Source organism: Flavobacterium orientale, assembly GCF_014638005.1.
Classification (GTDB): Bacteria; Bacteroidota; Bacteroidia; order Flavobacteriales; family Flavobacteriaceae; genus Flavobacterium; species Flavobacterium orientale.
Genome location: NZ_BMFG01000005.1, coordinates 161,032 through 173,515, shown reverse-complemented (window position 1 = coordinate 173,515; position 12,484 = coordinate 161,032). Strand labels below are relative to the sequence as shown.

Below are 12,484 nucleotides of genomic sequence, written 5' to 3'. Positions count from 1 at the left end.
CCAATTGCATAAGATTCATTTTTATAAAAAAGCCAACCGTTTACTGGCATTGTTAGTAGTTGTTGTGGGCTTCGGTTGTGGCTCCGTTGAAAAATATAACAAACACATTCAAACGGCAATTCCTCCCGAAGAGTTAATAGAGGATGTGAATTATGTGCAAAAGAAGTTAGTGAAACTACATCCGAGTTTGTATTGGTATATCAGCGAACAAGAGCTAAATGGAAAATTTGACAGCTTGCGTTCAGAGGTAAAAGAACCACTGACACCCAACGAATTCTTCTTTAAAATAAGTCCCGTTGTTGCTGCTGTCCGACAAGGTCATATGGGTTTACGACCTTTAACTAAGAAATTAGAAAAAAAGGAAAGAAAAATAATAACTAAGGCCGGAACAGGGCCACTTTCCCAATTTAAAATGATTTGGGAAAAGGATAAAATGTATGTTGTAGTAAATAAATCGCAAGATACTACGATTGTAAAAGGATCGGAAGTGATTGCAATTAACGGAGTCACGCCGCAACAAATCTTTTCAAAATACAAAAATAGTTATGCATCTGATGGGTACAATACAACCTTCATACCCAAACAATTTCAAAAAAGATTCAGCTCCTTTTTGGCCAATGAAATAGGGGTGCAGGACAGTTTGAATTATGTTTTCAAAAATGACGAGGTAACCTACACTAAAGTGATCAAACGCTTCAAAGTAGGCCCTAAAAAAGGAGATTCGCTTTCGCAAACACAGAAAGATTCCATTAAATTGGCTCGAAAATCGCCTGTTGCAAAAGAAAAAATGAAAAAGGAACGGGAGCATAAAAGAATATATGGATATGATTATACAGCCAAAGAATTCAATAAAACGCTACAGTTTATAGGTGCTGATAGTACCGTGGCTTATTTGAAAATAAAAAACTTTTCTTCCGGAAAAATAAAGAAAGTGTACGAAGAGGTGTTTGCAAAAATTAAGGAAAAACAATCTAAAACATTGATAATCGATTTGCGTGATAATCCGGGTGGTCGACTCAATGAAATTCAAAAATTGTATTCCTATTTAGTGGCAGAAGAATTCCAATTCATTCAGGAACCGGAAGTGACTTCACGAACCAGCCTGTTCGCCAATTATTTCAATCAACTGCCTATACTTACTTATCCGATTGCGGCTCCTTTATATCCGGTTTTTGCTACCGTAATGGTTTCAAAAACGAAGAAAAAAAAGGATGGAAAGTTGTATTTCAAAATTAAAAGCTCTAAACCGATGGAGGCAAATCCGTTGCATTTTGACGGAGAAGTTTATGTCCTCATAAATGGAGGTAGTTTTTCGGCTTCGTGTATTATTGCTTCAAATTTGCAAGCCACGGGAAGAGCTGTTTTTGTAGGCGAAGAAACCGGAGGTGCTTTCAACGGAACCGTTGCGGGAAGAATGCCTGTATTAAAATTACCCCATTCAAAACTACCCCTTCGCTTAGGGTTGATGGATATTCGTCCCGTTTACAAAACGGAGCAAGAGGGTAGAGGAATCATGCCAAATGTGGAGATTATTCCAACAGTAGAACAACGAATTAAGGGAGATGACCCGGAACTGGAATATATCTTGGAAACCGTTGCAGCTCCAACGCAAACGAAATAGTAGTCGCTTTCCGATTGCTTGCAGTTAGTAAAAATATGTATCTTTGAACCCAAATTAGGTGAATATGACAGCTACGGAGACCCAAACAGCATTGGAAATATACTTTCAACAATTTCGAAATAATATTGTCGGAATTGACCAAGAATTTACTTCCCCTTTCGGAAAACAGAAAATCATTTACACGGATTGGACAGCAAGCGGAAGATTGTACCGTTCTATTGAAGAAAAATTAGTGAATCAGTTCGGACCCTTTGTAGCCAATACCCATACAGAAACTACCATTACGGGAACGGCAATGACCATGGCTTATCACGAAGCCCGTTCCATCATCAAGAAACATGTTAATGCCAATTCAAATGATGTTTTAATCACAGACGGAACAGGAATGACAGGCGTTGTGAATAAGTTTCAACGCATTTTAGGTTTGCGGGTTCCGGAAAATTTAAAAGAATTTACTACGATTCCTGATGCTTTAAAACCAATTGTTTTTATTTCGCACATGGAACACCATTCCAATCAAACGTCATGGTTGGAAACAATTGCAGATGTTGCAGTAATTCCTGCTAATGAAGAGGGATTGTTTTGCATCAACGAATTCGAAAAGTTAGTGCAAAAATACCAAGACCGCGTTTTTAAAATAGCGTCCATTACTTCGTGTTCTAATGTAACGGGAATTAAAACACCTTATCACGAAGTGGCTAAAATAATGCACCGAAATAATGGCGTTTGTTTTGTTGATTTTGCTTGTTCAGGACCTTATGTTGAAATTGATATGCATCCGGAAGACCCGGAAAGTTATTTGGATGCTATTTTCTTTTCGCCGCACAAGTTTTTAGGTGGCCCCGGAACTTCAGGGGTTCTAGTTTTCAATCAAAATTTATATAAGAATAACGTACCCGATTGTCCGGGTGGTGGCACCGTAAGTTGGACAAATCCTTGGGGTGAACACAAATACATCGACAATATTGAAGATAGGGAAGATGGTGGAACTCCTGGTTTTTTACAAGTAATCAAAACCGCTTTGGTTATTCAATTAAAAGAAAAGATGGGTGTTCAAAATATTTTAGACCGCGAACACGAACTGGTAGCCTATGTCTTCGAACAATTAGGGACAATTGAAAATATTAAAATTTTAGCAGGACAACATCAAAATCGTTTGGGTGTAATTTCGTTTTATATTGACGAGTTGCATTTTAATTTGGGTGTCAAAATGCTAAACGATCGTTTTGGTATTCAAACCCGTGGCGGTTGCAGTTGTGCCGGAACTTACGGGCATTATTTATTGCACGTTGACCAACAAACATCCAATGATTTGGTGTGCCAAATTACATCGGGTGATTTAATTAAAAAACCGGGTTGGATTAGAATGTCTATTCATCCTACTACTACGTCAGAAGAAATTAAGAAAGTTTGTGAAAGCATCAAACAAGTAGCAGCCAACCACAAAACTTGGAGCGAAGACTATATTTATGATGGAAAAACCAATAATTTCTATCATAAAAATGATACAATTCCAGAAAAAGAAATGGTCAAAAGTTGGTTTAACTAATTAGTTCGATTTTCTTTTGTGTTTCCATCGTTTGTGGGTCCACAAATAGTATTCAGGTGCTTCTAATATTTGAGCTTCCACTCTTCGCATAAAGTTAGTGGTCAGTTCAAAATCAGGTACACTTTTCGGATCGTCTGACATCAATTCAAAGCGGCATTCATAAAAGCCGCGTTTTACTTTTTTGATGTGCATGAATACCATAATCATGTCATATTTCTTTGACAATACTTCAGCACCGGTTTGAATTGGTGTTTCAATGCCAAAAAAAGTATCCCAATGTGTCGCTCGTGAAGCTCTGGGTGATTGGTCACTCGCAAATCCATAAATACTGGGATGTCCTTTTGCAAAATTAGATTCAATGGTCGGAATCGTTTCTTTGGTGTTGATTAATGTAGCTCCGAATTTTGAACGAATACGACGAATTAACTTATCAAAATACGGATTGGTTATTTTCTTATATATCGCAAAAGATTCAAAAGACAACTTTTTATTGATAGAAATCGACCATTCATAACTGGCATAATGGGAAGTCATAATGGCGATGCTTTTTCCTTTTTTTTCTAATTCTTTCATAAAAGAAAGATTTTGTATCACAAACCGTTTATCCATTTCTGTAGTCGAAATGGTCATTGTTTTGACCATTTCCAAAAATAAATCGCACATATGACTGTAAAATTTCTTTTCAATCACAAGCCGTTCCGCTTCTGGTAAATGAGATAAGGCAATCGCTAAGTTTTTTCGAACCGTTTTCTTTCGATACCCAAAAACACGATAGGTGAAGAAACACACCAAATCAGAAAGGGCATAAAAAATAGGGAAAGGCAGTATTGAAATGATCCAAAGAATAGGATACAAAACAACATATAATAAAAATTGCATGAATTTATTTTTTTACAAATATAAGGGTATTTCTAATTTTATAAAGAGGTCTTTCTGAATTGCTGAAAACAATTACTATTTTTACAAAACAAAAAAGAAGGAAAAAAATGGCAGTAATTTTAATTGTAATAATTGCAGCAAATGTTTTAATTAGTTATAAGGCATTTAATGATGTATTATTTTTTAGAAAATATGAATTTCATGTAGGAAGCATTCGCTCCGGTGAAAGTTTGCGAATGATTACCTCCGCTTTTCTTCATGTGGATTTTGCCCATTTGGCTTTCAACATGATTACACTTTATTTTTTTGCTCCCGTTGTGATCACAAATCTGGGAACGCCATCATTCCTATTAGTCTATTTCGGAAGTCTAATTTGTGGCAGTTTGTTAACCTTGCAATTCCATAAAAATGAATTCTACTATCGAGCAGTAGGGGCCTCAGGTGCTGTCACCGGGGTGTTGTATTCAGCAATTTTACTGCGTCCCGACATGAATCTGTATTTCTTTTTTATCCCAATTCCAATACCGGCTTATATTTTTGGAATAGGTTATTTGTTGTATTCTATTTACGGAATGAAATCCAGAAGAGACAATATTGGTCACACCGCACATTTCGGAGGAGCCATCGGTGGTTATATGATAACGTTGTTTAACCAACCGTATTTGTTGACAGAAAACACACTGATGGTCGTGCTGCTAGCCATTCCGATTGTTATTTTATTTATACTGGCAAAATTAGGTAAATTGTAAAGTTGCTTTTGATTTTGGCATGTTAATTGGATGGATGCTTTAACTTAAAATTATAATCATGAAAAAAATAGTTTTGTTCTTATTTTTGGTTGCTCAAACCACAATGTTTGCTCAGGAATCGAAACAAGTTCCTCAAATTTCTGTTAATGGCGAAGGAAGAGTTAAAGTCGTACCGGACCGTGTTGAAATCAATTTGGGAGTTAAAAATTTAGGCAAAGATGCTGCCGAAGTAAAAAAGCTAAACGACGAAACCGTCGATAAGGTGTTGAAATACATCAAAAAATTCGGCATTCCTGCATCCGATTTTAAAACCACGCAAGTGAGTTTGAATAGAACATACGACTACGATAAAAAGAAACAAACCTACCAAGCTAGTCAGACCATTGCTATTGTTTTAAAAGATTTGACGAAATATGATGAATTAATGATGGGACTTATGGATAACGGAGTGAATTCAATCGACAACGTGGAATTCAAATCGTCTAAAATGGAGCAACACAAATCGGAAGCTCGAAAATTAGCCATTATTGACGCCAAAAAGAAAGCAGAAGATTATGTGTCAGTATTAAATCAAAAAGTAGGAAAAGCGATTTTAATTATGGATAATTCAAGCCATTATCAACCACCGATGTATAAAAATACTTTGTATGCGATGGAAGCCTCAGATAGTTCCAGCCAACAAACACTAGCCATAGGCGAAATAGATATTTTAACTAATGTATCGGTGAGTTTTGTATTAGAATAAATCATACCAATTGCGAAGCAATTGGAATGGGGATGCACTTTAGTGCATCCTTTTTTTTTTGCTAATGATTCATTTTCTCTTTTTGTGCTCTAAATTTATCAGGATTTCGAGAAATCTGCGTTATCACCGTTTGGCGAAGCCTACCTGCCCTAATCCGCGTTCCTATTTGTGCTATGCAAACCTCGAAAGAACTACCTTCGGTCATCCTAGGTTAGAAGCCTAACCAAAAACAAAATCCCCGACATATGTCAGGGATTTTTGTTTTGTGGGGAGAGCAGGATTCGAACCTGCGAAGATGTAATCAGCGGATTTACAGTCCGCCCTCGTTGGCCGCTTGAGTATCTCCCCATCGCGTTATTGCGGTTGCAAATATAGAATTGTTTTCAAACATTGCAAACCATTCCTTCAAAATAATTGGAATATTTTTTTAATCCATTGGAATAAAGTGATATAAAAGGAAATCGACTTTAAATGAAGTTAAAAAATGTTCATTTAAAGTCGATTTAGTAGTGATTTTGAAAGCCTACGCTCCTAAAAGTTCAGCGATTTTAGCTCTAAGAGCATCACCACGTAAATCTTTTGCAACGATAGTTCCGTTTTCATCCAATATAAAAATAGCTGGAATCGACTCCACACTATAAAGTTGTGCAATCGGATCTTTCCAATGCTTTAAATTTGACATATGAACCCACGTTAATTTGTCAACAGCAATAGCTTGTTTCCAGGCCTCACCAGCATTTTCCTGATCTAGTGAAACACCAATTATTTGAAGACCTTTACCTTTAAAGTCATTATAAAGAGCTACCATATTCGGATTTTCAATACGACATGGTTTACACCACGAAGCCCAGAAATCAATGATAGTTACTTTACCTAAGTTTTCTTTTAACGAAATAACTTTACCATCCGGATTGGGTGCTGAAAAGTTAGGTGCCTCTTGACCAACGTTGGATGGCAATTGAGGTACTACAAAGTTTAATTTTTCAAGTGCCGATTTACCCGGTTTTGTATTCTTTAAGGTTTCCGATAAATTGTCATACCATTTTTTTAATTCCGTTTTATCTTCATCAGGCATGCCCGCAAGGTGATCTAAAAACAAAACAGATATGAAGGATTTCGGATAGTTCTTAATGTGGTTTTTACCAATAGCAATCATTTCATCTTCATATTTTTTGCTCTCTTTCATTAATGCATTGATGGTAGCCGTATCTTGAGCTTGTTGGGCTGCCATCCATTTGGCATTGTTTGCCTCTTGAAATGCTTTTCTTTTTTTATTAGAAGCTTCTCCTTCTTTTATGTAAGCCAAATACTGGTCATTGCTATACGTTCCTTTTACACTGCTTCTGTGTACACTGTCTTTGTAAGCAACAACGGAAATAGTTCCGTTTTCGGCAATAAAAGGTACCTTACCTGGAACATCTTTAAATTGGATGTAACGAAATTCAGGTTCTGCAAATTCATTTTTGAAAGAAAATTTTCCGTCCTTTAGCGTGGTAGAATCAAGAGCCACAAATTGACCCAATTCATTCTGGCGTTCAAGGATGATTTTGGTGTCGTTGGCAAGTCCTTCAATAGTTCCCTCAACTTTAAATTCGTTCTCTTTAAGTTCGTTGCAAGAAGTTACAAAAGCCGCAAGGGCTATTAGCATAAACAATTGTTTCATAAGAATGTAGTCGTTTTTAATTTTTGCCAAAATTATAGAAATTAATCTAGTAGTAATAGTTTTTTATCTTTTATTTAATAGAATTTTATAGCTAAAATTTCTTATAAAAAACAACACAATGAACTGATAATAATGGCTTAATGTTAAAGAAATATGATTTCCTTTCAAATAAACTTATCTTCGCAAAAACAAATTTATCTTGATGAAAAAATACCTCTACACCTTTTTGTTGACTTTAGTGGCTACATTTTCTTTTAGCCAAGTGGTTATAAATGAATTAGATTCCGATACGCCGGGTATTGATGATAAAGAATTTGTAGAATTAAAATCCACCACACCTTTCTTTTCTCTTGACGGTTATGTGTTGGTTTTTTTTAACGGAAACCCTACGGCTAGTAATGCCAACAGAAGTTATTTAACAATCAATTTATCAGGATTGGTTACCGATGCCAACGGCTTAGTGGTGATTGGAAGTGCTTTGGTTGCTCCTGTACCGCAACGTATAATTGCAGATAATTTAATTCAAAATGGTGAAGATGCCGTGGCGATTTATTTAGGTACTCCCGATGATTTTCCTGATTTTACATTAGCGACCACCACCAATCTTATTGATGTGTTGATTTATGATACCAGTGACCCACAGGCTATTGGGTTGATGGATTTATTTAATGTGTTTGTGCAAACCAACGAAAATCAGTTTGGTCAAGCGGCCAATCATTCCATTCAAAGAAAAAATGACGGGACGTATGAAGTAAAAATCCCAACACCCGGAGCAAATAATGACGGAAGTGGGATTCAATTTAACGGAATCACCATCACAGTTGACACATCACATAAAAACGAAGGGGATAGTTTTGATATTACGTTTACCACACAAAACCCAACCCTGTCCGATTTAAATTTTAGCTTTTTGCTGAACAATGGCGGGTTTAATGCAGCCGATTTTTCAGGCAATCTAAACGTTTTTATCCCACAAGGAGGCACAACGTTTACATCCACCATTCAAATCATAGATGACGAATTGGATGAAGGGGATGAAGAAATGCGTATTCGTTTTGGGGTGATACCCGACGGTTATGTTCGAATGAATGACAACATTTACATTCGTGTGATTGATAATGATTTTTCGGTTTCTCCTTGGGGAACACCTTTGAATCCTACGTATGGAGTGGTTACCAGTACCGCACCGGCAGGCTATTATGATTCACTAAATGGAAAAGCAGGTGCCGTATTAACACAAGCCCTTCAGGATATCATTGCGAATCCAAATGTAGTTCGTGCTCACAATTATGGTGACATTACAGATATACTCAAACTAGCCGATCAAAATCCGGCCAACAACAACCAAGTGTGGTTGATGTATGTGGAACAACCGCGTGCGAAATTAGATTTTCAAACTACGGGAAGTAGTACAGGAAAATGGAATAGAGAACATATTTATCCGCAATCGAGAGGTGGATTTTCTAATGGAACCAGCGATACCGCAGACGGAATCGATATTTGGTTACCCACTGATGCTAATGATATTTTAGCAGGACATGCCGATGCTCACCATATTCGTGCAGAAGACGGTCCGGAAAACAGTTCGCGTAACAACAGAGATTACGGATTGAATGATTACAACGGTCCCACAGGAAATTTGGGAAGCTGGAAAGGTGATGTAGCTCGTGCGGTTTTTTACATGGCTGTGAGATACAACGTTTTAAATGTAGTGAACGGTAACCCTCCGGACAATACTTTATATGAATTAGGTGATTTAGCAACGCTGTTAACTTGGAATCAAACGGATCCTTCGGATGATTTTGAAATGAACCGAAATAATTATATCTATACGTGGCAATACAACCGAAATCCGTTTATTGACTTACCTCAACTGGCAGATTACATCTGGGGAGCCAACGCCGGTCAAGTATGGCAAGGTAATTTAAGTGTGGAAAACCCAACTTATTTGGATTTTAACCTGTATCCGAATCCGTCATCAGGAACAATGACGCTTGCCGGTGTTGAAGGGAGCTATACCTATGAAGTAATCACCATCGACGGGCAAAGAGTAGCAGCAGCTACGGCAAACGGTGTAACTACATTAACTTTAGATGTAGCCTCAGGAATGTACTTCATCAAAGTAACTTCAAACGACAAAACGTCAAGCAAGAAAATAATCATAAAGTAAAATACACACCACATAACTACTTAAGAAATAAGGGCTAATTGGCCCTTATTTTTATTTTAAATAACTAGTATTCTATGGGGTTGGAGAAAAACAAACAAAAAAAATTAGCCACCTAGATACATAGGAAAAAGGACACAGAACCAATGCTTGGTTTCGCATCGCTATGATTTACTTTAATTGAGCGAAGCGTCTTAAATAGAATGAACAACTATGGCTCTATGTGGTTTAAAAAAACAAACAAAAAAAATTAGACACCTAGATACATAAGAAAAAGGACACAGAACCAATGCTTGGTTTCGCATCGCTATGATTTACTTTAATTGAGCGAAGCGTCTTAAATAGAATGAACAACTATGGCTCTATGTGGTTTAAAAAAAAAACAAACAAAAAAATTAGCCACATAGCTACATAGGAAAAAGGACACAGAACCAATGCTTGGTTTCGCATCGCTATGATTTACTTTAATTGAGCGAAGCGTCTTAAATAGAATGAACAACTAGGGCTCTATGTGGTTTAAAAAAAAACAAACAAAAAAATTAGCCACATAGCTACATAGGAAAAAGGACATAGAACCAATGCTTGGTTTCGCATCGCTATGATTTACTTTAATTGAGCGAAGCGTCTTAAATAGAATGAACAACTAGGGCTCTATGTGGTTTAAAAAAAAACAAACAAAAAAATTAGCCACATAGCTACATAGGAAAAAGGACATAGAACCAATGCTTGGTTTCGCATAGCTATGATTTACTTTAATTGAGCGAAGCGTCTTAAATAGAATAAACAACTATGGCTCTATGTGGTTAAAAAAAAAAAAACGAAACAAAACATATCTTATAGGTTAAAGTAAGATTTATAGTAAGCCTTTTTTACCAAATAGCAACCACCATCGAGTATTACTAAAAAATGTTAAAAAATTAATTCACAGTGTTTTTAATTTGTTTATCTTTAGTCTGTTAACTGTAAAATAGTTACTTATCTAAACCCTTAAATGAATTAAATTATGAAACAAAAATTTTTAAAACCCCTAATGTTGGGTATTTGCATGGTATTAATGACTGCCTGCAACACAAAATCGGAAGCTCCGGTAGAAGAAGCTCCTGCCGTTGATGCGGATGCTATCAAAACAGAAATCCAAGCGTTAGAAGATGCTTATGCTACAGCCTCTAATGCCAGAGATGTGGATGGAATTATGACCTATTATGCTGATGATGCAGTTAGTTATCCGTCTGAAAAAGCACCTGTTGTTGGAAAAGAAGCGATGAGAGCTTCCATTCAAGAAGATTTGCTAAGTTATCCAAAAGGTTCCACCGTTTCTTACTCGGTGAAAGATGTATTTGTTTCCAATGATGGGTCTTTAGTGACCGAGATTGGTTCGTACACTTCTTTAGATTCCTTAGGTGGCAAAGCCCGAACCGGACATTATATGAGCCTTTTCGAAAAACGAGATGGGAAGTATGTGTGTATCCGCGATATGAGTACACCGGACGCACCACTTATGAAAAAAGAATAAAAGAAAAGGTGAACAGCAATGTTCACCTTTTTTTATGTACGCACTATTATTTACTTTCATGCACAACGCTCCATTCCTATCCTGCTAAACCAACTACTGTCATGCTAAACCAACTACTGTCATGCTGAACTTGTTTCAGCATCTCTTTTATTCCATACTCCTTTCTTGTTAAACCCCAACTACTGTTATTCTGAACCCACTACTGTCATTCTGAACCCACTACTGTCATGCTGAACTTGTTTCAGCATCTCTTTTATTCCATACTCCTTTCTTGTTAAACCCCAACTACTGTCATTCTGAACCCACTACTGTCATGCTGAACTTGTTTCAGCATCTCTTTTATCACATCACTATCCTACTGAACCCAAATCCCCTGTCCTGCTGAACCCACTACTGTCATGCTGAACTCGTTTCAGCATCTCCCTCAATAGCACCACCACCCTTCCATAAATTAATCCAATTCGGATTATGCTCCTCAATTAAATTAATCTTCCATTGCCTGTGCCAATTCTTTAATTGTTTTTCTCTTGCAATAGCATCATTTATGTAGTGAAACTCTTCAAAATAAACTAGTATTTTCAAATTATATTTAGCAGTAAATTTACTTCCTTCATTGTTCAAATGCCTTTCCATTCTATCGTCTAAACCACCTGTCACACCAATATATAAAGTGCCGTTTGGTTTGTTTGTAAGGATGTACACCCAATAGTTGTGGTAGTCTCTGTTAGCCATTATGTTTGATTTTTATAGTAGCTGAATTCTATTCTACTGTCATGCTGAACTTGTTTCAGCATCTCTTTCATTCCATCTGTTTTTCTGTTCAGCTTTATATAATATAAAAGTAATAATAATTTTAATAGAAGCTGAAACAAGTTCAGCTTGACAGGTTTAGGTTAGAGAGAAGCTGAAACAAGTTCAGCTTCACAGAGGTGGTGGTTAGAGAGAAGCTGAAACGAGTTCAGCTTGACAGGTATAGAAGACGAGTTCGGCTTGACAGGTTTAGGTTAGAGAGAAGCTGAAACAAGTTCAGCTTGACAGGTATAGAAGACGAGTTCGGCTTGACAGGTTTAGGTTAGAGAGAAGCTGAAACAAGTTCAGTTTGACAGGTATAGAAGACGAGTTCAGTTTAACAGGTTTAGGTTAGAGAGAAGCTGAAACGAGTTCAGCTTGACAGGTATAGAAGACGAGTTCAGCTTGACAGGTTTAGGTTAGAGAGAAGCTGAAACGAGTTCAGCTTGACAGGTATAGAAGACGAGTTCAGTTTGTCAGGTTTAGGCTAGAGAGAAGCTGAAACAAGTTCAGCTTGACAGGTATAGAGGACGAGTTCAGCTTGACAGGTTTAGGTTAGAGAAAAGCTGAAACAAGTTCAGCTTGACAGGTATAGAAGACGAGTTCAGTTTAACAGGTTTAGGTTAGAGAGAAGCTGAAACGAGTTCAGCTTGACAGGTATAGAAGACGAGTTCAGCTTGACAGGTTTAGGTTAGAGAGAAGCTGAAACGAGTTCAGCTTGACAGAGTTGGTGATTAGATTTCTGATATGCTGAACACTAATCTACTGTCATGCTGAACTTGTTTCAGCATCTCTTTTATCACACCACT

9 protein-coding genes and 1 tRNA gene are annotated in these 12,484 nt (G+C 36.9%); 6 read left to right on the top strand and 4 right to left on the bottom strand.

The window, feature by feature from the left end; all coding sequences use genetic code 11:
- Window positions 1-4: 4 nt before the first annotated feature.
- Together IEV15_RS08210 and IEV15_RS08205 are read left to right on the top strand one after the other, a co-directional pair.
- Entirely contained in the window at window positions 5-1,621 is a 1,617-nt protein-coding gene (locus tag IEV15_RS08210) for a S41 family peptidase (protein WP_188362040.1), read from the top strand.
- 64 nt (window positions 1,622-1,685) lie between these two features.
- The gene (locus IEV15_RS08205) at window positions 1,686-3,170 is read left to right on the top strand and encodes an aminotransferase class V-fold PLP-dependent enzyme (RefSeq protein ID WP_188362039.1); all 1,485 of its coding nucleotides are present in this window, start codon (window positions 1,686-1,688) and stop codon (window positions 3,168-3,170) included.
- On the opposite strand, the gene IEV15_RS08200 is transcribed toward IEV15_RS08205, so the two are convergent.
- A complete protein-coding gene (locus IEV15_RS08200; RefSeq protein ID WP_188362038.1) occupies window positions 3,171-4,049 on the bottom strand; it encodes a lysophospholipid acyltransferase family protein in 879 nt (292 codons plus the stop codon).
- A gap of 107 nt (window positions 4,050-4,156) precedes the next feature.
- On the opposite strand from IEV15_RS08200, the gene IEV15_RS08195 reads away from it, so the two are divergent.
- Entirely contained in the window at window positions 4,157-4,798 is a 642-nt protein-coding gene (locus IEV15_RS08195) for a rhomboid family intramembrane serine protease (RefSeq protein WP_188362037.1), read from the top strand.
- A 58-nt stretch (window positions 4,799-4,856) separates the two neighbouring features.
- On the top strand, window positions 4,857-5,543 hold the full coding sequence (locus IEV15_RS08190) for an SIMPL domain-containing protein (RefSeq protein ID WP_188362036.1): 687 nt from the start codon (window positions 4,857-4,859) through the stop codon (window positions 5,541-5,543).
- Window positions 5,544-5,809: 266 nt separating this feature from the next.
- Here IEV15_RS08190 and IEV15_RS08185 read toward each other — a convergent pair.
- Together IEV15_RS08185 and IEV15_RS08180 are read right to left on the bottom strand one after the other, a co-directional pair.
- Window positions 5,810-5,891 (bottom strand) — tRNA-Tyr (locus IEV15_RS08185).
- A 175-nt stretch (window positions 5,892-6,066) separates the two neighbouring features.
- Complete coding sequence (locus tag IEV15_RS08180) at window positions 6,067-7,191, bottom strand: TlpA disulfide reductase family protein (protein WP_188362035.1); 1,125 nt, start codon at window positions 7,189-7,191, stop codon at window positions 6,067-6,069.
- Window positions 7,192-7,408: 217 nt separating this feature from the next.
- Here IEV15_RS08180 and IEV15_RS08175 point away from each other — a divergent pair, with 217 nt between their 5' ends.
- The gene (locus IEV15_RS08175) at window positions 7,409-9,376 is read left to right on the top strand and encodes an endonuclease (RefSeq protein WP_188362034.1); all 1,968 of its coding nucleotides are present in this window, start codon (window positions 7,409-7,411) and stop codon (window positions 9,374-9,376) included.
- 1,000 nt (window positions 9,377-10,376) lie between these two features.
- Entirely contained in the window at window positions 10,377-10,886 is a 510-nt protein-coding gene (locus tag IEV15_RS08170) for a YybH family protein (RefSeq protein ID WP_188362033.1), read from the top strand.
- Between the two features lie 396 nt (window positions 10,887-11,282).
- Here the strand turns inward: IEV15_RS08170 and IEV15_RS08165 are convergent, their stop codons facing one another.
- Window positions 11,283-11,618, bottom strand: a complete 336-nt coding sequence (locus IEV15_RS08165; protein ID WP_188362032.1) for a GIY-YIG nuclease family protein — start codon at window positions 11,616-11,618, stop codon at window positions 11,283-11,285.
- Window positions 11,619-12,484: the final 866 nt, after the last annotated feature.